The following is a 25,740-nucleotide window of genomic DNA, read 5'->3' on the forward strand; positions in this document are numbered from 1 at the left end:
CGCTTCGCAGCCCGCCCCGGCCCGGCATCGGGGCGGTCCAGCATCCGGGCAAGCACCTCCCGCCGAAGGGGCCTGGCCTCCGCGTGGCGGGCCCGGCCGGCGTCCGTCAGCTCGACGCGCACACCACGGCGGTCCTCGCTGCACATCGCGCGGCGCACGAGGCCGTCCCTCTCCAGCCGCGCCACGAGCCGCGACAGCGCGCTCTGGCTGAGATGGAGGACCCGCGAGGCGATCTCCTGTACGCGAAGGCACGCGTCGCCGTCCTCCGCGGCTGCCGCGAGGACGTCCAGGACCTCGAAGTCGCTGGCGCACAGACCGTGCCGGTCCAGCGCCCGGTCCAGCTCGCCCAGGGTCCTGGCGTGCAGTGCGAGCATCTCGCGCCACTCGCCGACGAGTGCCTGCTCGGACTTCGTCGCTGCCATGACCGCACGCTAGCAGAGGCGCGGACCATTCATGCGTGCACAGTAAATGCAGACGCATCCACATGGCCCGTCGGCGGCGGGAAGTCGCACTCGCCGTTGCCGCAACCCCGTGCCTGCCGCCCGTTCAGCCGAGCCAGCCGGGCCTGACGAGACCCGACTCGTAGGCGCGGACGACCAGTTGAGCCCTGTCCCGAGCGCCCAGCTTGACCATGGCGCGACTGACGTGGGTCTTGGCGGTGAGGGGGCTGACGACGAGTCTGCGGGCGATCTCCTCGTTGGACAGACCGATACCGACCAGCGCCATGACCTCCCGCTCGCGTTCGGTCAGTTCGTCCAGGACGGTCGCCGCAGCGGGCTCCTTGGAACGGGCCGCGAACTCGGCGATCAGCCTCCGTGTCACACCCGGCGACAGCAGGGCGTTCCCCGCCCACCACGGCACGCACCGCACGCAGCAGCTCGTCCGGTTCGGTGTCCTTGACCAGGAATCCGGAGGCTCCCGAGCGGATCGCCTCGAAGACGTACTCGTCGAGTTCGAAGGTGGTGAGCATGACCACCTTCACCTCGTGGAGGGCCGGGTCGTCGGTGATCGCCCGGGTCGCGGCGAGACCGTCCAGCTTCGGCATCCGGATGTCCATGAGCACGGTGTCGGGGCGCAGTTCGCGCACCAGGCGTACGGCCTCCGCCCCGTCGGCGGCCTCGCCGGCCACCTCGATGTCCGGCTGGGCGTCCAGAAGCGCCCGGAACCCGGCCCTGACCAGCAACTGGTCATCGGCGAGCAGTACGCGGATCACGACGTCTCCTCCGTTTCCGCCTCGTCCGGTGTGGTTGGTCCGTCCCGGCCGGGACGCAGCGGGAGTTCCGCCGTGACGCGGAACCCCCCGTCGGGCCGGGGGCCCGCGTCGATCGTGCCACCCAGCGCCGCGGCCCGCTCCCGCATCCCGATGAGCCCGTTGCCGCTGCCTCCGGCCTCGTCGCCCGTGGCCGGCCCCTCGTCGTCGACCAGGATCCTGAGGTGCTCGCTCCCGTACACGATGCGCACGCGTGCCGTCCGCGATCCGGAGTGCCGCACCACGTTCGTCAGCGCCTCCTGCACGATGCGGAAAGCCGCGAGGTCGGTGCCCGGCGGGACCGGCCCCCTCGCGCCGTCCGTCCCTACGGTCACGGTGAGCCCCGCCCCGGCCGCCTGGTCGACCAGCTCGGGCAGCCGGTCGAGGCCGGGGGCCGGGGCGCGGGGGGCGTCGCCCGGGGTCCGGAGGTTCTCCAGCACCTGGCGGACCTCGCCGAGCGCCTCCTTGCTGGCGGACTTGATCGTGGTGAGCGCCGTACGGGCCTGTTCGGGATCGGAGTCGAGCAGGGCCAGCCCGACCCCGGCCTGGACGTTGATGACGGAGATGCTGTGGGCCAGGACGTCGTGGAGTTCACGTGCCATGCGCAGCCGCTCCTCGTCGGCACGCCGCTTCTCGGCGGCCTCTCTCTCCGCCCGGGCCGCCGCCCGCTGCTCGCGGCGTACCCGGAGGAGCTCGGCCGCGGCGACGATCGCCGCCACCCATGCGGTGACGAACGCCTCCTGCGCCCAGGGGGCCGGGCCGTCGCCGTCCGGGGGCAGCCATCGGTACAGCCAGTGCGCGGCCAGCAGATGCCCCGCCCACAGGGTGCCCAGCGACCACCACGCGGCCTTGCGGTGCCCCGACACGATGGCGCTGAAGCAGCCGACGGCGACGGCGAGGAAGACCGGGCCGTACGGATACCCCAGGCCGAGATAGACGAGTGTCGCGGCGGACGTACCGGCCACCGCGACCACGGGGTGACGGTGCCGCACGAGCAGTACGGCGACCGCGGCGAACAGCAGCAGCCGGGCGACGATGCCGAGGGGTTCGCGGTCCTGGCCGTGCGCGGCGACGGTGGTACCCACCATCACGATCACACCGACCACGACGGTCGACGGCCATGGCGGCCGGTCGCCGCGCCTCCCCCCGAACCTCTCCGCGCGGTCGCGCCTTCGGGGCCACGGTGGTCCGTGGCCGGCCCGCCGGCCTCCTGGCCCCGGGCGGGGGGTCGCGCCCGCGTGCGCTCGCTGATCCTGCATACCGGCCACGCTAGACGCGCGGGCCCCCGGCGCACGTCAGCCGGGCGTGGTGATCCCACGTACTCCCTGCGGAGTACCCGTCCGGCCGGGGAAGCCACCCCGCCTGGCCCGCAGACCTCCTGAGCACCGGGGCCGGGGCCGGGGCCGGGAGGTCAACCGGCACTTCCGGGGCATCACGGTGAGGTCCACGGACGCCGCGCTCCTGGCTGCCTGGCCAGGCCGCCCGTCCTCCGGGTCATGGTCAGGAGCCGGCCCCGCCCGTGTCCGCACCCCGGCGGTCCATCACATGCAGCGCCCGCTGCGCCAGCGGATGCGTGCGGACCAGCTCGGCCAGTGACGTCGTCCCCCGGGTGATTCCCGCGAACGCGTTCCAGGCGGGGCGGAAGCCCGTCAGCACCGCGTGCAGGATCCCGGGGCGCCGCTCGAACAGCCTGAGCATGCGGCGTCCGACGCTCATCTCCACACCCAGCCCCGCCTTGATCGCGAACGCGTAGTTGAGCGCCTGACGCCTGGCGTCGACCGCGTCGTGCGACTCCGCGATCCGCACCGCCCATTCGCCCGCGAGCCGGCCGGACCGCAGAGCGAAGGAGATGCCCTCCCTGGTCCAGGGTTCCAGCAGTCCGGCCGCGTCGCCGCAGACCACCACCCGACCGCGGGAGAGCGGCGAGTCGTCGCTGCGGCAGCGGGTCAGATGGCCCGAGGACACCGTCGGCTCGAATCCGGCGAGACCCAGCCGTCCGACGAAGTCCTCCAGATACCGCTTGGTCCCCGCGCCGTCACCACGCGCCGAGATGACGCCGACGGTCAGCGTGTCGCCCTTGGGGAAGACCCAGCCGTAACTCCCCGGCATCGGCCCCCAGTCGATGAGCACCCGGCCCGCCCAGTCCTCGGCGACCGTCTCCGGGACGGGGATCTCCACCTCGAGCCCGAGGTCCACCTGGTCGAGTTTCACGCCGACATGAGCCCCTATGCGGCCGGCGCTGCCGTCCGCGCCGACGACGGCACGGGCGAGCACCGTCTCACCGCCGGCCAGCACCACGGCGACCGTGCGCCGGTCGGGCACCGCGGTGCCGTGCTGCTCCACCCGCGTCACCGCGGCACCCGTGCGCAGCTCGGCGCCCGCCTTCTGGGCCTCTTCCACCAGACCCGCGTCGAACTCCGGCCGGTTGATCAGCCCGAAGAGCATGCGCTTCGACCTGCGTGTGCGCGACAGCTTCCCGTTGAGCGAGAAGGTGACCGCGTGGATCCGGTCCTTCAGCGGGAGTTCGAATCCGGGGGGCAGGGAATCCCGCGAGTACCCGATGATCCCACCACCGCACGTCTTGTAGCGGGGGATCTCCGCCTTCTCCAGCAACAGCACCCGCCTGCCTGCGACGGCCGCCACATACGCCGCGGAAGCTCCTGCCGGGCCCGCACCGACCACGACGACGTCCCATACCGAGGACTCCGGCGGTACCGACGACGACTCATCCGGCTCACGTCCGGCGTCTGCGTTCTCGCTGCTCACGATGTGCTTCTGCTCCCGATCCGACCAGTGGCCCCAGCTGCTCACGGCATCCTACGGCGCGTCGCGGCCGAACTCCGCTGTGGGAGGATCAGCCATGAATTCGTTGTACACGCGACGCCGCGTCCACGGCGTCGCCCCCGGCCGCGAACACACCGCGCCATAGTCCTAACGTCGCACCCACGAGGAGCGTGCCCATGACCGCCCGTCCGATTTCAGCGACCGTTGCCTCGCTGATGCCCCGCGCGAAGGCGGAGCTCGCCGAGCTGGTGGCCTTCCGGTCGGTGGCGGACCCCGAGCAGTTCCCCAGGAGCGAGTGCGAGGCGGCGGCCGACTGGGTCGCCGACGCGCTGCGCACCGAGGGCTTCCAGGACGTCGCGCTGCTCGACACCCCCGACGGAAGCCGGTCGGTGTACGGATATCTGCCCGGCCCGGCCGGCTCGCCCACGGTGCTCCTCTACGCGCACTACGACGTGCAGCCGCCGCTGGACGAGCCCGCCTGGCTCTCCCCGCCGTTCGAACTGACCGAGCGCGACGGCCGCTGGTTCGGCCGGGGTGCCGCGGACTGCAAGGGGGGATTCGTCATGCACCTCCTCGCCGTGCGCGCGCTCAAGGCGAACGGCGGCGTGCCGGTCTCCGTCAAGGTGATCGTGGAGGGCTCGGAGGAGCAGGGCACGGGCGGCCTCGAACGGTACGCCGAGGCGCACCCCGAGCTGCTGGACGCCGACTCGATCGTCATCGGTGACGCCGGCAACTTCCGCGTCGGACTGCCCACCGTCACGGCCACGCTGCGCGGTATGACCATGCTGCGTGTGCGACTGGACACTCTCCAAGGCAACCTGCACTCCGGGCAGTTCGGCGGCGCGGCACCGGACGCGCTGGCCGCGATGATCCAGCTGCTGGCATCCCTGCGGGCCGAGGACGGCACGACGACGGTCGACGGGCTCACGGCCGATGCGGAGTGGGACGGCCTGCAGTACCCGGAGGGCGAGTTCCGCGACGACGCCAAGGTGCTCGACGGCGTCGGGCTCATCGGCACGGGCACGGTCGCCGACCGTATCTGGGCGCGTCCCGCGGTAACCGTCATCGGCATCGACTGCCCGCCGGTGGTCGGAGCCACTCCGTCGGTCCAGGCGAGCGCCCGGGCGCAGATCAGTCTGCGGGTGCCGCCCGGCCAGGACGCCTCCGAGGCGACGAAGCTGCTGACCGCCCACCTCGAGTCGCACGCCCCCTGGGGAGCACGGGTCTCCGTCGAACAGGTCGGCCAGGGGCAGCCGTTCCGTGCCGACGTCACCAGCCCCGCCTACACCTCGATGGCCGACGCCATGCGGCTCGCCTACCCGGGTGAGGAGATGCAGACCTCCGGCATGGGGGGCTCCATCCCGCTCTGCAACACCTTGGCCGCGCTGTACCCGCAGGCGGAGATCCTGCTCATCGGGCTCAGCGAGCCCGAGGCCCAGATCCACGCGGTGAACGAGAGCGTGTCACCCGAGGAGCTGGAGCGGCTCTCGGTCGCCGAGGCGCTGTTCCTGCGGAACTACGCGGAGTCCAGGAACGGCTGAGGGTACGCGCAGCCTCTCGGGTACGCCCTGAGCGAAGTCGCCCGGAGCAGAATTCCGGGCGACGGGCGGCCCGCGCTCCGTACGTTCACCGTATGGACTGTGTCGAGGTGCTCCCCCAGCTGCACATGTTCCGCTTCCGGATCGGCCAGGCCTACCTCTGGCGTGACGGCGCGGACCTGCCCCTGGTCGACGCGGGCGACCGTCACGCGGCGGCCGCCATCGAGGACGGTGTACGCGGGCTCGGGCTGGACCCGGCGGGGATCCGGCGGATCGTGCTCACCCACGGCCACCGCGACCACTACGGCGCCGCACAGGAACTCGCGGACGCGTACGGCGCCGAGATCCTGGCGCACCGGCTGGACGCACCGGCCGTCCGAGGCGAGCAGCCCGTGCCCGAACCTGTCCTGTTCGACTGGGAACGGCCCCTGTACGCCGACGGGCTGACGCTCCCGGAGGCGCCGCCCACCAGGGTCGACCGCGAACTGACGGACGGCGAGGAGCTCCCCTTCGGGGGCGGCGCCCGCGTCGTGCACACCCCCGGGCACACCCCCGGCTCCATCGGCATCCACCTGCCCCGCCACAGGGTTCTCTTCACCGGGGACGCCGTGGCCAGGGTGGACCGGGTGATCCTGGGGGTGTTCAACACCGACCACGCGCAGGCACAGGCGTCCTTCCGCCGGCTCGCCGCGCTCGACCACGAGGTCGCCTGCTTCGGCCACGGGGACCCCCTCACCGTCGACGCGGCGGCCGCGCTGCGGGCCGCAGCGGGGTGAACGGGGCCCGCAGGGCGCTATCGGCCGCCCACGGGCACTCCCGCCTCCAGATTGAGCACGATGGACCGCTCGCGGGCGCGCAGTGCCCAGCGGAGCCGTTCGAAGCGGGTCGGCGGGAGCATGCCGGCCGCCTCGTCCTCGGTGACGAACCGCCAGCCGCGCAGTTCCGAACCCGGCAGCAGCAGCCGCGCGGCATCCTCGCCCCGGAGCCGGCCGCCGTCGAACAGGAAGCGCAGTCCCCCGTACGCGGGCGGCTTCGGCGCCTCCCAGTCGACCACCAGCAGCCCCGGCACCGTGTCCAGGCAGAGCCCGAGCTCCTCGGCGACCTCCCGTATCCCGGCCTGGGCGGGGGCCTCCCCGGGCTCCACCACGCCGCCGGGGAACTCCCAGCCGGGCTTGTAGGTGGGGTCGACGAGCAGCACCCGGTCCTGCTCGTCGAAGAGCAGCACCCCGGACGCGACGGTCTCCGCCCGCGGTTCGGGGGTCTGGACTATCCCGCACTCCCTGGCCTCGCCGGTGCGCAGCGCTTCGGCTATCCGCTCGGCCGTCTCGTACGGAGTGAGCGCGCTGGTGTCGATCGTGTGGGCGTCCGCGCTGATCCACGCGAGGGCCTCGCGGTAGGGCCCTATGTGCTCGTGCGCCCAGCCGCCTGCGGGCTCAGGGTCGGCGGCACACTCCGCGCGCCCCGCGATGCGTTGGCGCAGTATCGTTTCCTCCGGTGCGAGCAGCACATGGCGCACCGGAATGCGGCGGGACGCGAGCCCACCGAACATCTCGTCGCGGTGCTCCTGGCGCAGCAGCGTCATGGGCACCACGAGGACCCCGGGTGTCTCGGCGAGCACGGCAGCGGCCGTGTCCACCACCAGACGCCGCCAGATCGGCAGGTCCTGGAAGTCGGCCACCTCGGCCAGCTTCTTCGGTGGCAGCAGGTGGTGCAGCTGCGCGCCGGTCACCTCAGGGTCGTAGAAGGTGCAGTTCGGGATCAGGTCGATCAGTTCGTACGCGGCGCTGGTCTTGCCCGCACCGAACGCACCGTTGATCCAGACGATCACGGGTCCCCCTCTTCCGTAGCCCCCTGTGGCTTGCCCGCAACACCCCGCTCCGGAAACCCCGCAGGGGTGATCCGGTTGCAGGGGCGCGGCACCCGAGCCGTAACGAGCGGCGGCCGGACGTCGTTGGAGCGGACAGTCACTGGAACGTCGAGGGGATGCGCGGTGCGACGCACGGTACTTGAGCAGTTTCCCGCAGGAGGACCACGGGGCAGCCGGCCGGCGGAGGAGTTCGCCGCCGCCCGCCGCGGCGAGGGCATGGCCGCGGAGGTCGTGATGGACCTGGAGCGTGACGCCTTCCTGGTGGTGGTACCCCCGCAGCCGACGGACCGGGCCCGCTGAACCGGAGGATCGGATTCCTACGGGGTGGCCACGGCACGTACGCCGTTCGACGCGCCAGGACGGCCCGTCGAGGCCGCGGCCGCGGCCGCCGCGCCGACCAGGCCCGCGTCGGTGCCCATCACCGCGGAGGTCACGGTGAGGTCCTGGACGAAGGAGAGCGTGGCGTACTCCCGCAGGGACCTGCGCAGCGGTGCGAAGAGCACTTCCCCCGCTCCGGCGACTCCCCCTCCGATCACGGCGATGTCGATGTCGGCCAGGGTGGCGGTGGCGGCGATCCCGGCGGCGAGTGCCTGGGCGGCCCGCTCGAAGGAGGCCACCGCGATCCGGTCCCCCGCCCGCGCGGCGGCGGCCACCGCGGCGGCCGTCGCATCGCCGTCCGGGCCCGGGCGCCAGCCGTTCTCCAGGGCTCGCCGGGCGATGTTCGGTCCGCTGGCGATGCGTTCCACGCAACCGCGCGCACCGCACGGGCAGGCGTCTCCGTCCAGGTCGACGCTGATGTGGCCGATGTGACCGGCGTTACCCGAGGGGCCCGGGTACAGCTTTCCACCGAGTACGAGACCGCCGCCGACGCCGGTGGATACGACGAGGCACAACGCGTTGTCATAGCCCCGGGCCGCACCCAGCCAGTGCTCGGCCGCCGTCATGGCGACCCCGTCGCCGACGAGCGTGACAGGCAGCCCACCGGCTGCTGCGGCCACCCTGTCCACCAGCGGAAAGCCGCGCCAGCCGGGGACGTTGACCGGGCTGACCGTGCCGGCCGAGGCGTCCACCGGCCCCGCGCTGCCGATGCCGACCGCGCCCGCACGGTGCCACAGCGGAGAGGCGGCCAGCTCCGCCAGGACGTCACTCACCGCGCCCATCACGGCCTCGGCGCCATCGCGGGCGGGCGTGGGGCGCTGCGCCCGCACGAGAAGGGATCCGTCGCCGTCCACCAACGCCCCGGCGATCTTGGTACCGCCGATGTCGAGCGCGGTGACGAGGTCGGTATGCATCGGTGTGGGCTCTCCGGAGGGGGTGAGGCGCAGGACCTGCGACTTCAGTCAGATGGTCCACCTAGTCTCCATTCTCTTGACAACGTTGTCCAGGGCCTATGCTCGACGCCACAGCTTCCAGCGCCTTCCCGGCACCGCCGAGGGAGGCCGGAAATCACCCGTTCCCGACGACAGGACAGCGCACCGTGGCCGAGACCACCCGCCATTCCGAGTCCCGCTACGGCAACAGGCCGACCATGAAGGACGTGGCAGCCCGTGCCGGAGTGGGGCTCAAGACGGTCTCACGCGTGGTGAACAGCGAGCCCGGGGTCACCCCCGACACCGAACGCCGCGTCCAGGAGGCCATCGAGGCGCTCGGCTTCCGCCGCAACGACAGTGCGCGCGTCCTGCGCAAGGGCCGTACGGCGTCGATCGGCCTCGTGCTGGAGGACCTCGCGGACCCCTTCTACGGCCCGCTGAGCCGCGCCGTGGAGGAAGTGGCCCGCGCCCATGGCGCACTGCTGATCAACGGCTCCAGCGCCGAGGACCCGGAGCGCGAGCAGGAACTCGTCCTCGCGCTCTGCGCCCGCCGGGTGGACGGCCTCATCGTGATCCCGGCGGGCGACGACCACCGCTATCTGGAGCCGGAGATGAAGGCGGGCATCGCCACCGTGTTCGTCGACCGTCCGGCGGGCCGGGTCGACGCGGACATGGTCCTGTCGGACAGCTTCGGCGGGGCACGCGCGGGCGTCGCCCACCTGGTGGCGCACGGCCACCGCAGGATCGGCTTCATCGGCGACCAGCCGCGCATCCACACCGCGACGGAACGACTGCGCGGCTACCACGCGGCCCTGGCCGACGCCGGGATCCAGGTCGAGGACGCCTGGGTGTCGCTCGGCCCGACCGGCCCGGACCGGGTCAGGTCCGCCGCCCAGGCCATGCTGGCGGGACCCGAGCCGGTGACCGCGCTCTTCGCGGGCAACAACCGTGTGACGGTCACCGCCGTCCGCGTCCTCGCCGAGTGCGACCGCCGGATCGCCCTGGTCGGCTTCGACGACATCGAGCTGGCCGACCTGCTCGGCATCACGGTGATCTCGCAGGACGCCGCCGCTGTCGGCCGTACGGCTGCGGAACATCTGTTCCGCCGCCTCGACGGCGCCGCTCACGCCCCTGCCAGGGTGGAGCTCCCGACCCGGCTCATCCCGCGCGGCTCGGGGGAGCTCCCGCCGGCGTGAACGCCCAGGGCGCGTGAGCCCTGGGCCTTCCGGAGGAGAGGCCTTACGGAGCGGTCACGGTCAGCCCGCCGCGGCGGGGCGAGGCGAAGCCGTCGAGGTCCTCGCGGGTCAGCCCGGTGAGGCCCGTGACCTCGGCGGTGTCCAGGGCCCCGCAGTCGATGCCACGGAGCAGATAGCCGCTCAGCGCCTTCGCGGTGGCCGGCTCGTCCATGACGTCGCCGCCGGCCTTGGCCACGTAGGCGGCGAGCCGGGACGCCGCCTGACCGAGGCCCTCGCGGTAGAAGGTGTACACGGCGGCGTAGCGGGTGGGGAGATGGCCCGGGTGCATGTCCCAGCCCTGGTAGTAGGCGCGGGCCAGAGCACGCCGGGTGAGACCGTGGTGCAGGCGCCAGGCGTCGTGGACCTGCTGGGTGGGGCCGACCGGGAGCACGTTCGTGGAGCCGTCGCAGACCCGCACACCGGTACCCGCGGCGGCGACCTGCATGACGGCCTTGGCGTGGTCGGCGGCGGGATGGTCACTGGCCTGGTAGGCGGGGCTCACGCCGACGCAGGCGCTGTAGTCGAAGGTCCCGTAGTGCAGACCGGTCGCCCGGCCCCGGGAGGCGTCGATCATGCGGGCCACCGCGGCGGTGCCGTCCGCCGCCAGGATGGACTGGCTGGTCTCGATCTGGATCTCGAACCCGAGGCGGCCGGAGGGCAGACCGTGGGTCTCCTCGAAGGCCTCCAGCAGCCGCACGAAGGCGGTGACCTGTTCGGGGTACGTCACCTTGGGCAGCGTCAGGACGAGCCCCTCGGGGAGGCCTCCGGCCTCCGTCAGCCCGGTGAGGAAGACGTCCGTGGTGCGGATGGACCGGTCGCGTACGGCGGCTTCCATGCACTTCATCCGGATGCCCATGTACGGAGCCGCGGTCCCGTCGGCGTACGCCTCGGCGACCAGACGCGCCGCGCGGGCGGCGGCCTCGTCCTCCTCGGCGTCGGGGCGCGGCCCGTAACCGTCCTCGAAGTCGATGCGCAGGTCCTCGACCGGCTCGCGCTCCAGCTTGGCGCGTACACGGTCGTACACGGGCTCCGCGAGCTCCTGCGGGATGCCGAGGACCGAGGCGAGCGCGGCGGCGTCGGGGGCGTGTTCGTCCAGCGCGGCCAGCGCCTGGTCGCCCCAGGTGCGCAGGGTCGTCGAGGTGAAGTCGTCGGCGGGCACGTAGACGGTGTGGACGGGCTGGCGCGTGCCGGGGTCTCCTGGGTAGCGGCGGGCGAGTTCGGCGTCCACCGGTGCGAGGGAGGCGCTGATCTCCTTGCCGACCGCGCCGGCGAGGCTCGTCGCCACCTTCTCCTGCTGACCCATGACCGTACCCTCCACGTTTTCGAAGTTTCCGCTTCCCGGAATGTTTCATCCGCATAGTGAAGTTATAAGTCCCCGCCGCCTGCGTCAATGGTGATCGGAAACAGCCCGGGGCCGCGCGGTGAGAACACCACGCGGCCCCAGGCCTTCGTACGGGGAGAGCTCCTGCCGGATCAGCCCTTGCGGGTCTTGACCTCGTCGGTGAGCTGCGGGACGACGTTGAACAGGTCGCCGACGACGCCGTAGTCGACGAGGTCGAAGATCGGGGCCTCGGCGTCCTTGTTGACCGCGACGATGGTCTTCGAGGTCTGCATGCCGGCCCGGTGCTGGATCGCGCCCGAGATGCCGGAGGCGATGTACAGCTGCGGGGAGACCGACTTGCCGGTCTGGCCGACCTGGTTGGTGTGCGGGTACCAGCCGGCGTCCACCGCGGCACGCGAGGCGCCGACGGCCGCGCCGAGGGAGTCGGCGAGCGCCTCGATGACCGCGAAGTTCTCCGCACCGTTGACACCACGGCCACCGGAGACGACGATCGCGGCCTCCGTCAGCTCCGGACGGCCGGTCGACTCACGCGGGGTGCGGGAGAGGACCTTGGTGCCGGTGGCCGTCGCCGAGAAGGAGACCGTGAGGGCCTCAACGGCGCCCGCGGCCGGGGCGGCCTCGACGGCGACCGAGTTCGGCTTGACCGTGATGACCGGAGTGCCCTTGGAGACACGGGACTTGGTGCTGTACGAGGCGGCGAACGCGGACTGCGTGGCGACCGGGCCCTCGTCACCGGCCTCCAGGTCGACGGCGTCCGTGATGATGCCGGAACCGATACGGAGCGCGAGGCGGGCCGCGATCTCCTTGGCCTCGGCCGAGGAGGGCAGCAGCACGGCCGCCGGCGACACCGCGTCGTACGCGGCCTGCAGGGCGTCCACCTTCGGTACGACGAGGTAGTCGGCGAACTCCGGCGCGTCGGCGGTGAGCACCTTGACCGCGCCGTGCTCGGCGAGCGCGGCGGCGGTGTCGGCGGCGCCGTTGCCGAGGGCGACGGCGACCGGCTCGCCGATGCGGCGGGCGAGCGTCAGCAGCTCCAGGGTGGGCTTGCGGACGGCACCGTCCACGTGGTCGACATAGACGAGAACTTCAGCCATGGGACTTCAATCTCCTGCGTGCGAAAGAGGGCGGGGCGGCGATGGGGACGGGCGGGGCTCAGATGAACTCCTGGCCCGCGAGCCTGTAGCTAAATAAACTTCTGCTCCGCAAGGAAGGCGGCCAGCTGCTTGCCGCCCTCGCCCTCGTCCTTGACGATCGTGCCCGCCGTACGGGCGGGACGCTCGGCCGCGGAGTCCACCGCGGTCCAGGAGCCGCCCAGGCCGACCTCGTCCGCCTCGATCTCCAGGTCCTCGAGGTCCAGGGATTCCACCGGCTTCTTCTTCGCCGCCATGATGCCCTTGAACGACGGGTAGCGGGCCTCGCCCGACTGGTCGGTCACGGAGACCACGGCCGGCAGGGACGCCTCGAGCTGCTCGCTCGCGGAGTCGCCGTCGCGGCGGCCCTTGACCGTGCCGCCGTCGACCGAGACCTCGGAGAGCAGCGTGACCTGCGGGACGCCGAGGCGCTCCGCGAGCAGCGCCGGGAGCACACCCATGGTGCCGTCCGTCGACGCCATGCCGCAGATGACCAGGTCGTAACCGGTCTTCTCCACGGCCTTGGCCAGGACCAGGGAGGTGCCGATGACGTCGGTACCGTGCAGGTCGTCGTCCTCGACGTGGACGGCCTTGTCGGCACCCATCGAGAGCGCCTTGCGCAGCGCGTCCTTGGCGTCCTCGGGGCCCACCGTGAGTACGGTGATCTCCGCGTCGTCCGCCTCGTCGGCGATCTGCAGCGCCTGCTCGACCGCGTACTCGTCGAGCTCCGACAGCAGACCGTCGACGTCGTCACGGTCCAGGGTCAGGTCATCGGCGAAGTGCCGGTCGCCGGTGGCGTCGGGCACGTACTTCACACAGACAACGATCCTCAAGCTCACGCCGGCTCTCCTACTGCATCGTCATTTCTGGGCTGCCTTGTTGCACGCAGCATAGGCGCCTCATGGGGCGGTTTCCGGTCGGGACGGCCCGGGCTCCGGGTCGAATATTACTCGCCAGTACACCCATTACGTTACCCATAAGCAAGCGCTTGGAACTGTGACGTAGCCAACGGAGTCCGCTCAGCCACCGCCCCGCTCGCCCTCAGTCTCGCAGAGCCGTGAAACGCCCTTGGTGGTAGACCAGCGGCCGGCCGCTCCGCGAGGGATCCCCGGCCGTGACCTCGGCGATCACGATGCGGTGGTCCCCCGCCGGAATCCGGGCTACCACCCGGCAGACCAGCCAGGCCACCACGCCCCCGAGCAGCGGCACCCCCTCGGGCCCCCTGTGCCAGTCGGTGGACGGGCCGAACCGGTCGGCGCCGCTGCGGGCGAACGTCGCGGCCAGCTCCTGCTGGTCCTCGCCGAGTATGTGCACGCCGACGTGTTCGGCCTCCGCGAGAACAGGCCAGCTGGAGGACGAGGTCCCCACCCCGAAGGAGATGAGCGGCGGCTCGGCGGCGACGGAGTTGAGCGAGGTGGCGGTGAAGCCGACCGGGCCCGCACCCGCGGCGGTGATCACGGCGACTCCGGCGGCATGCTGCCGGAAGACGGAGCGGAGGAGTTCGGGGGAAGCCGTCCGGGAGGTGCCGAGATCGGGCGAGGCCGTCATGGGGACATCCTTCTGCGAGGGGGCGTACGGGGCCGTGGGTTCGTCAGGCACCCGGACAGCGCGCGCTCGCGTGGCGCACGAGGTCGACATGGACCCGGCCGAAGAGAAGGAGTTCTGGCGGCATAACGTCAGAGTGACGATGCGTGGAGTACACAGTCAAGTGCGTCCCGTCATGTGGGAGATGCGTCACGGTCCGTCACATCGCCTCCCCCAGCGCGGCGACGACATCCGCCGTACGCGGCAGGCCCGCCGCCCGGCGCACGATGCGGCCCGCAGCGTCGAGCACCAGGACCGTGGGGGTCCGGCTGATGCCGAGACCGCGTACGAGCGTGAGATGCGCCTCGGCGTCGATCTCGACATGGGCGACGCCCTCGACCATCCCCGCCACCGCCGCGAGAACGCGCCTGGTGGCGCGGCACGGCTGGCAGAACGCGGTCGAGAACTGCACCAGAGTGGCGCGATCCCCCAGTTCCACGCCGAGTTGAGCCGCGTCCAGCGTGTCCACGGCCGTCCACCCGTCCATCCCGGCCTCCCTCTCAGAGCTCTACGCAAAGGGTCAGCACCCTGCGACCGCGTTACATTCCCGGATGATTCACGTGACGAGAATCTCTCGCGCCAGGCCCTTTGGGGCTGGCCACGGCGTCGTGCATGGGGCACGATCGCCCCAATGCCGAAAACCTACGGCTGCGTAACTTCCGCCGGGAGAACCCTCCCCAGGCATTGAAGAAGGGTCTTCATCCAGATGGCAGAACTCGTCTATCGACCGGTCATCGGCGCCGCTCGCACACTGTTCAAGGCGCTCGACCTGAAGATCGACACGCAGGGTTCGGAGCACATTCCGAAGACCGGTGGCGCGGTTCTGGTCAGCAACCACATCAGCTATCTGGACTTCATCTTCACCGGACTCGGCGCCCTGCCCCAGAAGCGGCTCGTCCGCTTCATGGCGAAGGAGTCGGTGTTCCGCCACAAGGTGTCCGGACCGCTGATGCGGGGCATGAAGCACATCCCTGTCGACCGCAACCAGGGCGAGGACGCCTACGCGCACGCGCTCGCGTCGCTGCGCGCGGGCGAGATCGTCGGCGTGTTCCCCGAGGCGACCATCTCGCAGTCCTTCACCCTGAAGAGCTTCAAGTCGGGCGCCGCGCGACTGGCCCAGGAGGCCGGAGTACCTCTGATCCCGATGGCGCTGTGGGGTACCCAGCGACTGTGGACCAAGGGGCACCCGCGCAACTTCCGGCGCAGCCACACCCCGATCACGATGCGTGTGGGCGAGGCCCTGGACGCCCCCACCGATCAGTACGCGGGAGCGATCACCCGTCGGCTGCGTGAGCGCGTCCAGGAGCTCCTCGAGGCGGCGCAGCGCGCCTACCCGGTGCGTCCCAAGGACGCGGCCGACACCTGGTGGGTGCCGGCGCACCTCGGCGGTACGGCTCCGACGCCCGCGGAGGCACGCGAACTCGGCTGACCCGTCGCGCACCGGAGGAAACGTCACGCCGGGTCGTGGAGAGTGATCCGTACGCCAGGACTGGTCTTCTCGAGCGACCCGGCGAGTTCGGTGGCCGCGGCCCCGAGTCCCGCCCCGGGGGGCCGCTACTGCCTGGCCATTTCCTCCTTGAGCGCCAGCACGAAGGCGTCGACGTCGTCCTCGCGGGTGTCGAAGGCACACATCCAGCGGACGTCTCCGGCCTTCTCGTCCCAGAAGTAGAACCGGAACCGCTTCTGCAGCCGTTCGCTCACCTCGTGCGGCAGCCGGGCGAAGACGGCGTTGGCCTGGACGGGATAAAGGATCTCCACGCCGTCCACCGTCCTGACCCCGTCGGCGAGCCGCTGGGCCATGGCATTGGCGTGGCGTGCGTTGCGCAGCCAGAGATCCCGCGCGAGCAGCGCCTCGAGCTGGACCGAGACGAAGCGCATCTTGGAGGCCAGCTGCATCGACAGCTTGCGCAGATGCTTCATGGCCCGGACGGAGTCCGGGTTCAGGACGACGACGGCCTCACCGAAGAGCGCGCCGTTCTTGGTGCCGCCGAACGACAGGATGTCGACGCCGACCGTGTTGGTGAACGTACGCATCGGCACGTCGAGCGACGCGGCGGCGTTGGCTATCCGGGCGCCGTCGAGATGCACCTTCATACCCCGCTCATGGGCGTGCTCGCAGACGGCGCGGATCTCACCGGGCGTGTAAACGGTGCCCAGCTCGGTGTTCTGGGTGATCGAGACGGCCTGCGGCATCGCCCGGTGCTCGTCGTCCCAGCCGTACGCCTCGCGGTCGATGAGCTCCGGCGTGAGCTTGCCGTCCGGAGTCGGGACGGTGAGCAGCTTCAGCCCGCCCATCCGCTCCGGCGCCCCGCCCTCGTCCACGTTGATGTGGGCGGACTCGGCGCAGATCACCGCGCCCCAGCGGTCGGTCAGCGCCTGGAGGGCGACGACGTTGGCCCCCGTGCCGTTGAAGACCGGGAAGGCCTCGGCGGTGGGGCCGAAGTGGCTGTGCATGATCCGCTGCAGGTGTCCGGTGTAGTCGTCCTCGCCGTAGGCGACCTGATGGCCACCGTTGGCGAGGGCGAGGGCCGCGAGGACCTCCGGGTGCGCACCCGCGTAGTTGTCACTGGCGAAACCGCGTATCTGCGGATCGTGATGACGTCGCGCATCGGTCCTTACGGTTGCGGGGTCAGCCACAGACGCTTTCCGTTCACTTCTCCGGCGGGCCGGTCCCAGACCCCGGCGATGGCCTCGGCCAGCTCCGTGACGTCCGTGAAGCCCGCGAACTTCGCATTCGGGCGCTCGGCGCGCATCGCGTCGTGCACCAGTGCCTTGACGACCAGGATCGCAGCAGCCGACGTCGGTCCCGCTTCGCCCCCCGCCTTGCGGAAGGCGTCGGCCAGGGCGAGCGTCCATGCCTCGGCCGCCGCCTTGGACGCGGCGTAGGCCGCGTTGCCGGCGGTGGGGCTGCCGGCTCCGGCCGCGCTGATCAGCACGTACCGGCCTCGGTCGCTTCGCTGGAGGACCTCGTGGAAGGCGAGCGAGGTGGACTGGACCGTACGGATCAGCAGCTTCTCCAGGTAGTCCCAGTCGGCCAGGCTGCTGTCCTCGAACCCGGCGCCGCCGCGCCAGCCGCCGACGAGGTGGACCAGACCGTCGACGCGGCCGAACTCCTTCTCCGTCTTGAGAGCCCATTCCCGCGCCGCTCCCGGATCCAGAAGGTCGACCGTGTCACCGGTGACGGTCGCACCGCCGTGTGCGTAACGCGCCGCGTCGACCGCTTCCACGAGCCGCTCGGGGTTGGCGTCGGAGGCGACCACGGTCGCTCCCGCCTCCGCGAGCCTGAGCAGGGTGGCGCGGCCCGCCGGCCCCGCCGCTCCGGCCACCGCGATCACCGCGCCCTCGAGCACACCGCTGTCGGCCCTGCCTGTTCCGTTCATCGCCACCGCCTCCTCAGAACCCGCGCTCACGCAGCTGCCCGCCCGGCGTCCGCCGCGGTGATCCCCTTGGTGGAGGCGATCACATGCTTCAGCTTCTTCGAGAGCGCCTCATAGAACATGCTCAGGGGAAACTCGTCCGGAAGCACGTCGTCGACGAGTTTCCGAGGAGGCTGATCGAGGTCCAGGGCGTCGGGTCCCTTGGCCCAGCGGGATCCCGGGTGAGGTGCGAGATAGCTCGCGACCAGGTCGTACGCCGCGAACCAGTGCACAAGCTTGGGGCGGTCGATGCCGTCGCGGTAGAGCTTCTCGATCTCACCGCAGAGCTGGTTGGTGACCTCGGGGGCGCGGGCCCAGTCGATCTTGAGTGTGTTGTCCGTCCAGCGGACCACGTCGTGCTTGTGGAGGTAGGCGAAGAGCAGCTGACCGCCCAGGCCGTCGTAGTTGCGCACGCGCTCGCCGGTGACGGGGAAGCGGAACATCCGGTCGAAGAGCACGGCGAACTGGACGTCACGGCCCTGGCCGAAGCCGTCGGCCTCCAGCTTCACGGCCTCCCTGAAGGCCGTGAGGTCGCAGCGCAGCTCCTCCAGCCCGTACATCCAGAACGGCTGGCGCTGCTTGATCATGAAGGGGTCGAACGGAAGGTCGCCATGGCTGTGGGTGCGGTCGTGGACCATGTCCCAGAGCACGAAGGCCTGCTCGCAGCGCTTCTGGTCGCCGATCATCTCGCGGATGTCGTCGGGCAGCTCGACGCTCAGCAGATCGACGGACGCCTCGGTCACGCGGCGGAAGCGGGCCGCCTCCCGGTCGCAGAAGATGCCGCCCCAGCTGAAGCGCTCCGGTGCCTCGCGTACGGCGATGGTCTCCGGGAAGAGCACGGCGGAGTTGGTGTCGTAGCCCGAGGTGAAGTCCTCGAAGGTGATCCCGCAGAACATCGGGTTGTCGTAACGCGTGGCCTCGAGGTCGGCGAGCCACTCGGGCCAGACCATCCGCAGCACGACGGCTTCCAGATTGCGGTCCGGGTTGCCGTTCTGCGTGTACATCGCGAACACGACCAGGTGCTGGAGGCCGTCCGCACGGCCCTTGGCCGGCTGGAAGGCGAGCAGGGAGTCGAGGAAGTCCGGGACGCCGAAGCCGTCCGTGACCCAGCGGCGCAGGTCGGTGACGAGGGCGCGGTGATAAGCGTCGTCGTGCGGGAGCAGCGGGGAGAGCTGCTCGACCGCGGTGACGACGCGTTCCACGACGGCTCCGGCCGTTCCGGCTGTCGGGGCACCGTCGGCCGCGAAGTCGATGGAGCCGTCCTTGGATTGCCAGGGCCGGAGCTCCTCCACGGCACTCTTGAGCGTCGGCCAGGCCGGGTGCTCCACGACCCGTCGGGCAGAAGCTATCGCGCCGGGAGTGGCGGCGTGCTCAAGAATTTCCGTCATGACACTTCCTTCACGGGAGGATCTCGCGTCAAGTAACCGTATCCATGTGCGGTTCCTTCGGACAAGTGGAGAGCAGAAAATTATCCTGCCGTGTCACATGTTCACCGTTATTTTTCCTGTCACACCTCCAAGCGACAACTTCTTCCGCCGGACTGGCAGGCCAGTGACCGCCCTGCAGGCGAGAACTGGTTCCCTGGGGGTAGGAGCCGCACGCGGGGTGAACACGACGGACGGAAGCGGGAGTGCCTTGACTTTTCTCACCATCGGTCATCGCGGGGTCATGGGTGTCGAGCCGGAGAACACGCTGCGCTCGTTCGCGCACGCGGAGCAGGCCGGCATGGACGCCGTCGAACTGGATCTCCACCTGAGCAAGGACGGCGCGCTCGCCGTGATGCACGACGCCGCAGTGGACCGCACGACGGACGGGCGGGGGCTGATCTCCGAGAAGACACTGGCGGAGCTGCGCGAGCTCGACGCCGGGCAGGGTGAGCGGGTGCCCGTCTTCGAGGAGGTGCTGGACGCGATCGGCTCGCCGGTCCAGGCCGAGATCAAGGACGTGGCGGCGGCACGGGCGCTGTCCGAGGTGATGCTGCGACGCGGTCTGGCCTCACGCGTCGAGGTGTCCTCGTTCCACGACGAGGCGGTCGCCGAGATCGCGCAGCTGGTCCCGGGCGTGCGTACGGTGCTCATCGCCAGCCGCTGGGAGGGCGATGTGGTGGACCGGGCGAAGGCGGTGGGCGCGGCGACGCTCGCCCTGAACATCCGCCGCCTGACCCTCGAGGTGGTCGAGCACGCGCACGCGGAGGGGCTGAAGGTGATCGGCTGGGTGGTCAACACCCCCGACCACCTGCGGCTCGTCCGCGCGCTGGGCCTGGACGGCGCGACGACCGACTACCCGGAGATCCGGCGCGCGGGCCGCTTCACCGCCTGAGGCCCCCGGCTGCCTCCGGCCGGCCGTCTCCCGCGCTCCAGAGCTGCTTGACCAGCAGCTCGAAGGCGAGATCGTCGCGCTGCGGGATGCCGAAGCGCTCGTCGCCGTACGGGAAGGGCGTGAGCTCTCCCGTACGGCGGTAGCCCCGGCGCTCGTACCAGGCGATCAGCTCCTCGCGGACCGAGATCACCGTCATGTGCATCTCGCTCACGCCCCAGTCCTCGCGCGCCGCGCGCTCCGCCTCGGCGATGATGACCTTGCCGAGGCCCGCGCCCTGCAGCTCCGGCCTTACCGCGAACATGCCGAAGTACGCGGCGTTCCCACGGTGTTCGAGCTGACAGCAGGCGACCGGCCCGCCGTCCCGCTCGGCGACGAGGACCCGGCCCGAGGGCTCCGCGAGCAGCTCGCGCACCCCGTCGGCGTCGGTGCGCTGCCCCTGGAGGATGTCGGCCTCGGTGGTCCATCCGGCCCGGCTCGCGTCGCCCCGGTAGGCGGACTCGACGAGCCTCACCAGGTCCGGCACGTCGTCGCCGGTCGCGTCGCGGAAGGTGAGTTCTGCCTGTTCCATGGCCGGTGCGCTGTCCATGTGGCTCTTCTCCGGTGGTGTGCTGCCGACGGGGTTCCCCCCGAGACTAACCCGGCCCCGACCGCCCCCCGCAGGCCCGGGCGCGCTCCCCCAGTACCCCAATGCGCCCCGGTAGGAGCAGCCGGAACGGGGCATCGATGGGACGACACCGGCGTGATTCGCCGTAGGGGGAGGTGCACCGTGCACGGACCGGCGCTGTCCGGCTGGCTGCTCATGGCGTTGTGCGGGGCCACAGGGGCGTACTGCCTGCTGCGGACCCGCAGCGGCACTGAGCGGGAACGCAGAGCGGCGCGTGCCGAGGCGCTGATGGGGTTCGGGATGGCCGCGATGGCGGTGCCCGCGGCCCTGCTCACGCTCCCGGACTGGATGTGGGTGGTGTACGCGGTGGTGTTCGGCGGCGCCGCGCTGCACGCCGTCGTGTACGCGAGGGGCGGCGGTCACCATCTGCATCATCTGGTCGGCTCGCTGGCCATGGTCTACATGTCCCTGGCCATGGCGCCTGGGGCTGCCCACGCCACGGGCGGCGGCCACGCGGGCCACGGACCGGGAGCGGCCGGGTCCGCCGGAGGCATCCCCATGCTGACGACGGCGCTGCTGGTCTACTACGCGCTGTACTTCCTGCGCTCGGCCGGCCGGCTGATACCCGCTCCGGCGCCCGTCGGTGTACCGGCCGGCGGGGGCACCGGCGGCCACGGAGGCATGACGGCCCCGCCCTGGGGCGCGCGGCCCGAGCTCGCCCTGGCGTGCAGGCTGACCATGGGGATAGCCATGTTCGCCATGCTGCTCACCCTGTGAGGCACCGCGCTCGACGCCGTGTCCTACGTCACTTGGCACGCGCGGCCATACCCGTGGGCACCACGGCCCTCATAGGCTGACGCCCATGTTGGTCTCCCTCGTGCTGCTGCTGCTCGGTGCACTGGCTGCCGTTGTGGCCCCGGGCCTGATGGCGAGGGCCCGATGGCCGGAGCGCGAGCCGGTCGTCGCCCTGTGGGTCTGGCAGTGCGTGGTCGCGGGCGTCCTGTTGTCGTTCGGGCTCTCCATGACCCTCAGTGCGGCCGCTGCCTGGCAGGCGGTCCGGGGCCATGTCTTCGCACCCGCCCCGCATGCCGTGGTCGAGGCGTACGCCCTGGGCGCGTACGGACCGTGGTCGGCCGTCATCGCGGTCCTGCTGGCGCTCGGCGGGGTGTGGTCCGGCGCCATGCTCGTACGGGAGATCCACCGTGCCGGGGCACGCCGCCGGCAGCGGCGCACCGAACTGCTGGTCCGTTCCCCGCTGATGCCGGGAGAGGAGCCCGGCAGCGGACGCCTGGTGGTGCTGGAGGGCGGACGGCCCGACGCCTGGTGGCTGCCGGGGGCCGCGCCCCAACTGGTCATCACCACCGCGGCACTCGGCCGGCTGAAAGGGCGTCAGCTCGATGCCGTGCTGGCACACGAGCAGGGCCATGCCCAGGCACGTCACGACTGGCTCCTGCACTGCTCGGACGCTCTCGCGACCGGATTCCCGCAGATACCGGTGTTCGCCGCGTTCCGCGACGAGATGCACCGCCTCGTCGAGCTGGCCGCGGACGACGTGGCGTCACGTCGCTTCGGGCGTCTCACGATCGCGCTCGCCCTGGTCGAACTCAATGAGGACCGCGGCGTGTTCGGCCCGGCTCCGGCCTCCGGCGCGCATGTGCCGCTCAGGGTGAACCGTCTGCTCGCCCCCGTGGAACGGCTCACCGCGGGGCGTCGGCTGCGGCTGACCGCCGCCGCGGCGCTGGTGCCTGTCGTACCGCTGCTGGTGGCCTTCGTACCGGGACTCAGTGCCCTGGGATAGCTTCGTGCGCGCGTCGTGGACGAGGATCGTCCCCATGCACTCCCTTCAGCTCCCCCCGCGCACCCGGGCCCCCGCCCTGATCACGGGCCTCGTCTGTGCCTCTCTGTCCCTCGTTCTGCTCGTGCTGGTCGCGGTGCGCTGGTCGCCCCTGATGTCCCTGGACACCACGGTGGCCGAGGCGTTGCATCGCCGGGCGGTGGCCGAACCGGGGCTGGTCCGGGTCAGCCGGGTGCTGACGGACTGGGTGTGGGACCCCTGGACCATGCGCGTGCTCACCGCCGCCGTCGTGGTCACCCTGTGGTGGCGCGGCTCCCGGCTGCTCGCGGGATGGGTCGCGGCGACCTGTCTGCTCACCGCACTCGTACAGCAGGGGCTGAAGGCGGCCGTGGGCCGGGAACGTCCTCGGTGGCCCGACCCGGTGGACTCGGCGCAGTACGCGGCCTTCCCCTCGGGGCACGCCATGACCGCGGCGGTCACCTGTGGGCTGCTCGTGTGGCTGCTGCGCCTGTACGGCGCGCAGCCGCCGCTGTGGTGGGGCTCACTCGTGCTTGCCGTGGTCTCGGTGACCGGTGTGGCCCTCACCCGTGTCTACCTGGGCGTGCACTGGCTGAGCGATGTGCTGGGCGGAGTTCTGCTGGGAGGTGCCATCGCCTCGCTCTCCGCAGCCGGATACATCCGGTACACGGGCCGCGCCCGGCTCCAGGCCCGCGGCGAGGTCAGGCGCTTGTAGGTCCACACCGGCGGCGGCGAAGATCGGCTCATGCCAATAAAGGGTGTACTTTTCGATTTCTCCGGGACCCTCTTCCGGATCGAGTCCGTCGCCGAGTGGCTGCGCGCGGTCCTCGACGCACGGGGCACAGCCGTGGAGCAGGCCGGCTTCGAGGACTGGACGCGCCGGCTCACCGAGGCAGGAGCGCTGCCCGGGGGCCCGGTCCCCGCGCGGATCCCACCGTCCCTGGCCGTCGCGTGGGCCGATCGCGACCGCAACGCGCCGGCGCACCGGGAGGCGTACACCGGACTGGCCCGCCAGGCGGACCTCCCGGACCCGGGCGTGTACGACGCGCTGTACGACCGCCATATGAGCCCTGCCGCCTGGCGGCCCTATCCCGATGCGGCGGAGGTCCTGGGCGGGCTGCGCAGCAGCGGCACCGCGGTGGGGATCGTCAGCAACATCGGCTGGGACCTGCGCCCCGTCTTCCGCGCGCACGGCCTGGACGCATGCGTCGACGCCTACGTCCTGTCCTACGAGCACGGCGTCCAGAAGCCCGACCCCCGCCTTTTCCGCACGGCCTGCACGCTGCTGGAGCTCGATCCCGCGGATGTGGTCATGGTCGGTGACGACCGCCACGCCGACGCGGGCGCGGCCGCCGTGGGCTGTGAGGTCCGTTTCGTGGACCATCTGCCGGTGGCGGAGCGGCCGGACGGGCTCCGGGCGCTGGGGCTGCCGGAACTCACCGGGGAGGCGTCGGTCACGTACCGGTCGTGAAGGATTCCGGGACGCGGTGTGAGGGATATCCCTGTCCACGAGTGGGTCCGACGGCCCGGCGGGGGTTTAGCTTGGTGGACATGTCCCCGTATCCGAACCAGTCCGCCGTCGTGCGCCCCGCCTCCGTGGTCAACGAAGAGATTCGCACCCTGTGGCAGCGCTCGGGCGGACTGCTGTCCCCGGACGGCGAGACGGAGTACCAGCGCCTGCTGGTGGAGTGGGCCGCGGCCGCGGGTACGAGCGTGCGGCCTGCCGCCGCCTGAGCGGCCGCCGACGCGTACGCCCGAGTCCGATTCCGGCGATCCCCCGCATCGCCGGAACCAGGGATACAGCATGTCCCCGTGCCGTCCGGGGGTCAATGAGATAAGCGTGCCCCGCCGGGCGGAGACCGTCCGGCGGGGCGCTCGCTTTCACCTGCGGTTGCAGACCGGTGGATCAGCGGTCGAAGTAGTCCGGCTGCGTCTGCGCGTTGAGCTCCTGCAGGCGCACTTTCTTCGCCGGGTCGGTTCTCCGGTCGTTGAGCTTCAGGACGTCGAAGCCCTTCTCGATGTCGTTGGAGTAGATGTAGCCGTTGTAGTAGTACGCCGACCACGGGCCGGCCGTGGTGACCTCGTCCGTGGAGACCGGCCCACGTTCGAAGTACGCGATCTCCTTGGGCTTCGCGGAGTCGGTGAAGTCCCACACGGAGATCCCGCCCTGGTACCAGGCCTGGACCATCAGGTCGCGGCCCTTGACCGGGATGATCGAGCCGTTGTGCGCGACACAGACCTCGGTGTCGGCCTGCGGGCGGTCGATCTTGAAGTAGGAGCGGAAGACCAGCTTGCGGTGGTCGCCCCTGCCGGTGATGTCGTAGACGCCGTCGGCGCCACGGTGGGGGCCGATCTCGTCGTTGCAGGTGGCCGCGCCGCCACCGCCGAGTTCATCGGTGAAGACGACCTTGTCGGCCTTCTGGTTGAAGGTGGCGGAGTGCCAGAAGGCGAAGTTCACGTTGTCCTGGACCCGGTCGATGATCTTCGGGTTCTCCGGGTCCTTGATGGAGAACAGCAGGCCGTCGCCCATGCACGCCCCGGCCGCCAGGTCCTTCGACGGCAGCACGGTGATGTCGTGGCACCCGGTGGTCCTGGAGACGCCGGGGTTGTCCGGCGCACCCGGGTTGCCACCGTCCGGGAAGAGCACCGGGAAGTTCACGATCCGGGAGTCCTCCGGGGCGCTGCGCGGCACCTTGATGACGGAGATTCCGTCGTGCGGCGGCAGGCAGTCCGGGAACGTCTCGTTGGGCGAGTACGACGAGACGTACACGTACACGTTCTTGCGCTCGGGAATGATCGTGTGGGTGTGCGAACCGCACGCGGTCTCGACAGCGGCGACGTACTTCGGGTGGCGCTTGTCGCTGATGTCGAAGACCTTCATGCCCTCCCAGGAGGCCTTCTCCGTGGCGGGCTGCGTCGTGCTCGCACACGAGTTGTCGCTGCGTGAGGAGTCGGTCGACAGGAAGAGCAGGTTTCCGGAGACCGAGATGTCGTTCTGCGATCCGGGGCAGAGCACCTGCGCGACGGTCCTGGGCTTCTTCGGGTTGCCGATGTCGAAGATGCGGAAGCCGTCGTAGTTGCCGGCGAAGGCGTACTTCCCCTGGAAGACCAGGTCCGTGTTGAGCCCCTGCAGCGCGTCCTTGGGGACGTTGGCCAGATGCTGGATGTTGTCGCTGTGGACGATCTCGTCCACGCCGGGTATCTCGCCGCTCTCGATGGCGGCTCTGGCTTCGGCCTGTTCACTCGCGGAGACACTGCCGCGGGTGGTGGCGGTGTCTCCCGGATCGGGCGTCGCGGCCGTGGGTCCGGCCGTGAGCAGCGTAGCGATGAGACCGGCTGCGGCTGCTGCCACGCCCAGGCGTCTCCGCCGCACGCTGGTGGTGTGCAACGAGATCACTGCGTCCTCCCTTGTATCCGTCCGTCTGCGAACGGTTCATGGACCCCGGCAGTATCGTCCCTTCCATGTACACACCAACAGATGGCAACAGAGACGTAATAAAAGTTTTTGATCACCGGCCGGTGGTAGGTGTTAGGACGGTCTGCAGCAGA

The 25,740-nt window shown here is 71.0% G+C and carries 25 protein-coding genes and 2 pseudogenes; 11 read left to right on the forward strand and 16 right to left on the reverse strand.

Features of this window, described 5'->3' with window-relative positions:
• Positions 1-35: 35 nt before the first annotated feature.
• The 4 genes and pseudogenes from ACIREO_RS13660 to ACIREO_RS13675 all read right to left on the reverse strand — a co-directional run.
• Positions 36-422 (reverse strand): annotated as a pseudogene (locus tag ACIREO_RS13660) (MarR family transcriptional regulator); the annotation flags it as partial.
• Between the two features lie 124 nt (positions 423-546).
• Positions 547-1,213 (reverse strand): annotated as a pseudogene (locus ACIREO_RS13665) (response regulator).
• Entirely contained in the window at positions 1,210-2,508 is a 1,299-nt protein-coding gene (locus ACIREO_RS13670; RefSeq protein ID WP_404108523.1) for a sensor histidine kinase, read from the reverse strand. Before ACIREO_RS13670 ends, ACIREO_RS13665 begins: the two are co-directional and overlap by 4 nt.
• A 241-nt stretch (positions 2,509-2,749) precedes the next feature.
• On the reverse strand, positions 2,750-4,015 hold the full coding sequence (locus ACIREO_RS13675) for a geranylgeranyl reductase family protein (RefSeq protein ID WP_404108526.1): 1,266 nt from the start codon (positions 4,013-4,015) through the stop codon (positions 2,750-2,752).
• Between the two features lie 194 nt (positions 4,016-4,209).
• Between ACIREO_RS13675 and ACIREO_RS13680 the strand changes: the two genes are divergently transcribed.
• Both ACIREO_RS13680 and ACIREO_RS13685 read left to right on the forward strand, forming a co-directional pair.
• On the forward strand, positions 4,210-5,574 hold the full coding sequence (locus ACIREO_RS13680; RefSeq protein WP_404108529.1) for a dipeptidase: 1,365 nt from the start codon (positions 4,210-4,212) through the stop codon (positions 5,572-5,574).
• 92 nt (positions 5,575-5,666) lie between these two features.
• A complete protein-coding gene (locus ACIREO_RS13685; RefSeq protein WP_404108532.1) occupies positions 5,667-6,347 on the forward strand; it encodes an MBL fold metallo-hydrolase in 681 nt (226 codons plus the stop codon).
• Between the two features lie 17 nt (positions 6,348-6,364).
• On the opposite strand, the gene ACIREO_RS13690 is transcribed toward ACIREO_RS13685, so the two are convergent.
• Positions 6,365-7,399 carry an NUDIX domain-containing protein gene (locus ACIREO_RS13690; protein ID WP_404108535.1) on the reverse strand — a complete coding sequence of 345 codons (1,035 nt, stop codon included), beginning with the start codon at positions 7,397-7,399 and terminating at the stop codon, positions 6,365-6,367.
• A gap of 162 nt (positions 7,400-7,561) precedes the next feature.
• Between ACIREO_RS13690 and ACIREO_RS13695 the strand changes: the two genes are divergently transcribed.
• Positions 7,562-7,738 (forward strand): hypothetical protein, encoded by a 177-nt coding sequence (locus ACIREO_RS13695; protein ID WP_404108537.1) that lies wholly within the window; start codon positions 7,562-7,564, stop codon positions 7,736-7,738.
• A 17-nt stretch (positions 7,739-7,755) separates the two neighbouring features.
• Here the strand turns inward: ACIREO_RS13695 and ACIREO_RS13700 are convergent, their stop codons facing one another.
• Positions 7,756-8,730, reverse strand: a complete 975-nt coding sequence (locus ACIREO_RS13700) for an ROK family protein (protein WP_404108540.1) — start codon at positions 8,728-8,730, stop codon at positions 7,756-7,758.
• Between the two features lie 185 nt (positions 8,731-8,915).
• Between ACIREO_RS13700 and ACIREO_RS13705 the strand changes: the two genes are divergently transcribed.
• The gene (locus ACIREO_RS13705; RefSeq protein ID WP_404108543.1) at positions 8,916-9,944 is read left to right on the forward strand and encodes a LacI family DNA-binding transcriptional regulator; all 1,029 of its coding nucleotides are present in this window, start codon (positions 8,916-8,918) and stop codon (positions 9,942-9,944) included.
• A gap of 43 nt (positions 9,945-9,987) precedes the next feature.
• Here ACIREO_RS13705 and ACIREO_RS13710 read toward each other — a convergent pair whose 3' ends face one another.
• The 5 genes from ACIREO_RS13710 to ACIREO_RS13730 form a co-directional block, all read right to left on the reverse strand.
• Positions 9,988-11,286 carry a DUF6986 family protein gene (locus tag ACIREO_RS13710; RefSeq protein WP_404108545.1) on the reverse strand — a complete coding sequence of 433 codons (1,299 nt, stop codon included), beginning with the start codon at positions 11,284-11,286 and terminating at the stop codon, positions 9,988-9,990.
• Positions 11,287-11,456: 170 nt separating this feature from the next.
• On the reverse strand, positions 11,457-12,419 hold the full coding sequence (locus tag ACIREO_RS13715) for an electron transfer flavoprotein subunit alpha/FixB family protein (RefSeq protein ID WP_404108548.1): 963 nt from the start codon (positions 12,417-12,419) through the stop codon (positions 11,457-11,459).
• 89 nt (positions 12,420-12,508) lie between these two features.
• Positions 12,509-13,294: an electron transfer flavoprotein subunit beta/FixA family protein gene (locus tag ACIREO_RS13720; protein ID WP_404108551.1), complete on the reverse strand. Its 786-nt coding sequence runs from the start codon at positions 13,292-13,294 to the stop codon at positions 12,509-12,511.
• A gap of 202 nt (positions 13,295-13,496) precedes the next feature.
• Complete coding sequence (locus ACIREO_RS13725) at positions 13,497-14,003, reverse strand: flavin reductase family protein (protein ID WP_404108554.1); 507 nt, start codon at positions 14,001-14,003, stop codon at positions 13,497-13,499.
• A 196-nt stretch (positions 14,004-14,199) separates the two neighbouring features.
• A complete protein-coding gene (locus tag ACIREO_RS13730) occupies positions 14,200-14,526 on the reverse strand; it encodes a TlpA family protein disulfide reductase (protein WP_404108557.1) in 327 nt (108 codons plus the stop codon).
• A gap of 219 nt (positions 14,527-14,745) precedes the next feature.
• Between ACIREO_RS13730 and ACIREO_RS13735 the strand changes: the two genes are divergently transcribed.
• Positions 14,746-15,468, forward strand: a complete 723-nt coding sequence (locus ACIREO_RS13735) for a lysophospholipid acyltransferase family protein (RefSeq protein WP_404108560.1) — start codon at positions 14,746-14,748, stop codon at positions 15,466-15,468.
• A gap of 125 nt (positions 15,469-15,593) precedes the next feature.
• Here the strand turns inward: ACIREO_RS13735 and ACIREO_RS13740 are convergent, their stop codons facing one another.
• Genes ACIREO_RS13740 through ACIREO_RS13750 form a run of 3 tightly spaced genes read right to left on the reverse strand, consistent with a single transcriptional unit; the run spans position 15,594 to position 18,843 of the window.
• Positions 15,594-16,676 carry a threonine aldolase family protein gene (locus ACIREO_RS13740; RefSeq protein ID WP_404108562.1) on the reverse strand — a complete coding sequence of 361 codons (1,083 nt, stop codon included), beginning with the start codon at positions 16,674-16,676 and terminating at the stop codon, positions 15,594-15,596.
• Positions 16,655-17,419 (reverse strand): SDR family NAD(P)-dependent oxidoreductase, encoded by a 765-nt coding sequence (locus ACIREO_RS13745; protein WP_404108564.1) that lies wholly within the window; start codon positions 17,417-17,419, stop codon positions 16,655-16,657. Before ACIREO_RS13745 ends, ACIREO_RS13740 begins: the two co-directional genes overlap by 22 nt.
• A 26-nt stretch (positions 17,420-17,445) precedes the next feature.
• On the reverse strand, positions 17,446-18,843 hold the full coding sequence (locus tag ACIREO_RS13750) for a DUF6421 family protein (protein WP_404108566.1): 1,398 nt from the start codon (positions 18,841-18,843) through the stop codon (positions 17,446-17,448).
• A 280-nt stretch (positions 18,844-19,123) separates the two neighbouring features.
• On the opposite strand from ACIREO_RS13750, the gene ACIREO_RS13755 reads away from it, so the two are divergent.
• A complete protein-coding gene (locus ACIREO_RS13755) occupies positions 19,124-19,774 on the forward strand; it encodes a glycerophosphodiester phosphodiesterase (protein WP_404108750.1) in 651 nt (216 codons plus the stop codon).
• On the opposite strand, the gene ACIREO_RS13760 is transcribed toward ACIREO_RS13755, so the two are convergent.
• Positions 19,764-20,360, reverse strand: a complete 597-nt coding sequence (locus ACIREO_RS13760; RefSeq protein ID WP_404108569.1) for a GNAT family N-acetyltransferase — start codon at positions 20,358-20,360, stop codon at positions 19,764-19,766. The two genes, ACIREO_RS13755 and ACIREO_RS13760, sit on opposite strands and share 11 nt — an antisense overlap.
• 180 nt (positions 20,361-20,540) lie before the next feature.
• Here ACIREO_RS13760 and ACIREO_RS13765 point away from each other — a divergent pair, with 180 nt between their 5' ends.
• From ACIREO_RS13765 to ACIREO_RS13785, 5 genes are all read left to right on the forward strand, one after another.
• Complete coding sequence (locus tag ACIREO_RS13765; RefSeq protein WP_404108571.1) at positions 20,541-21,155, forward strand: DUF5134 domain-containing protein; 615 nt, start codon at positions 20,541-20,543, stop codon at positions 21,153-21,155.
• An 85-nt stretch (positions 21,156-21,240) separates the two neighbouring features.
• Positions 21,241-22,176, forward strand: a complete 936-nt coding sequence (locus ACIREO_RS13770) for a M56 family metallopeptidase (RefSeq protein ID WP_404108574.1) — start codon at positions 21,241-21,243, stop codon at positions 22,174-22,176.
• A 34-nt stretch (positions 22,177-22,210) separates the two neighbouring features.
• A complete protein-coding gene (locus ACIREO_RS13775) occupies positions 22,211-22,906 on the forward strand; it encodes a phosphatase PAP2 family protein (protein ID WP_404108576.1) in 696 nt (231 codons plus the stop codon).
• 30 nt (positions 22,907-22,936) lie between these two features.
• Complete coding sequence (locus ACIREO_RS13780; protein WP_404108579.1) at positions 22,937-23,662, forward strand: HAD family hydrolase; 726 nt, start codon at positions 22,937-22,939, stop codon at positions 23,660-23,662.
• Positions 23,663-23,742: 80 nt separating this feature from the next.
• A complete protein-coding gene (locus tag ACIREO_RS13785) occupies positions 23,743-23,925 on the forward strand; it encodes a hypothetical protein (RefSeq protein ID WP_404108581.1) in 183 nt (60 codons plus the stop codon).
• Positions 23,926-24,097: 172 nt separating this feature from the next.
• Here ACIREO_RS13785 and ACIREO_RS13790 read toward each other — a convergent pair whose 3' ends face one another.
• Positions 24,098-25,588, reverse strand: a complete 1,491-nt coding sequence (locus ACIREO_RS13790; RefSeq protein WP_404108584.1) for an LVIVD repeat-containing protein — start codon at positions 25,586-25,588, stop codon at positions 24,098-24,100.
• Between the last annotated feature and the right edge of the window lie 152 nt (positions 25,589-25,740).

The sequence above is a fragment of the Streptomyces sp. NPDC102441 genome, assembly GCF_044765585.1.
GTDB lineage: Bacteria > Actinomycetota > Actinomycetes > Streptomycetales > Streptomycetaceae > Streptomyces.

Coding starts and splice junctions, on each gene's coding strand:
- ACIREO_RS13670 (WP_404108523.1), bottom strand. CDS start 2,508: ATGCAGGATCAGCGAGCGCACGCGGGCGCGACCCCCCGCCCGGGGCCA.
- ACIREO_RS13680 (WP_404108529.1), top strand. CDS start 4,210: ATGACCGCCCGTCCGATTTCAGCGACCGTTGCCTCGCTGATGCCCCGC.
- ACIREO_RS13685 (WP_404108532.1), top strand. CDS start 5,667: ATGGACTGTGTCGAGGTGCTCCCCCAGCTGCACATGTTCCGCTTCCGG.
- ACIREO_RS13700 (WP_404108540.1), bottom strand. CDS start 8,730: ATGCATACCGACCTCGTCACCGCGCTCGACATCGGCGGTACCAAGATC.
- ACIREO_RS13710 (WP_404108545.1), bottom strand. CDS start 11,286: ATGGGTCAGCAGGAGAAGGTGGCGACGAGCCTCGCCGGCGCGGTCGGC.
- ACIREO_RS13715 (WP_404108548.1), bottom strand. CDS start 12,419: ATGGCTGAAGTTCTCGTCTATGTCGACCACGTGGACGGTGCCGTCCGC.
- ACIREO_RS13725 (WP_404108554.1), bottom strand. CDS start 14,003: ATGACGGCCTCGCCCGATCTCGGCACCTCCCGGACGGCTTCCCCCGAA.
- ACIREO_RS13730 (WP_404108557.1), bottom strand. CDS start 14,526: ATGGACGGGTGGACGGCCGTGGACACGCTGGACGCGGCTCAACTCGGC.
- ACIREO_RS13735 (WP_404108560.1), top strand. CDS start 14,746: ATGGCAGAACTCGTCTATCGACCGGTCATCGGCGCCGCTCGCACACTG.
- ACIREO_RS13745 (WP_404108564.1), bottom strand. CDS start 17,419: ATGAACGGAACAGGCAGGGCCGACAGCGGTGTGCTCGAGGGCGCGGTG.
- ACIREO_RS13750 (WP_404108566.1), bottom strand. CDS start 18,843: ATGACGGAAATTCTTGAGCACGCCGCCACTCCCGGCGCGATAGCTTCT.
- ACIREO_RS13755 (WP_404108750.1), top strand. CDS start 19,124: ATGGGTGTCGAGCCGGAGAACACGCTGCGCTCGTTCGCGCACGCGGAG.
- ACIREO_RS13760 (WP_404108569.1), bottom strand. CDS start 20,360: ATGGACAGCGCACCGGCCATGGAACAGGCAGAACTCACCTTCCGCGAC.
- ACIREO_RS13770 (WP_404108574.1), top strand. CDS start 21,241: ATGTTGGTCTCCCTCGTGCTGCTGCTGCTCGGTGCACTGGCTGCCGTT.
- ACIREO_RS13775 (WP_404108576.1), top strand. CDS start 22,211: ATGCACTCCCTTCAGCTCCCCCCGCGCACCCGGGCCCCCGCCCTGATC.
- ACIREO_RS13780 (WP_404108579.1), top strand. CDS start 22,937: ATGCCAATAAAGGGTGTACTTTTCGATTTCTCCGGGACCCTCTTCCGG.
- ACIREO_RS13785 (WP_404108581.1), top strand. CDS start 23,743: ATGTCCCCGTATCCGAACCAGTCCGCCGTCGTGCGCCCCGCCTCCGTG.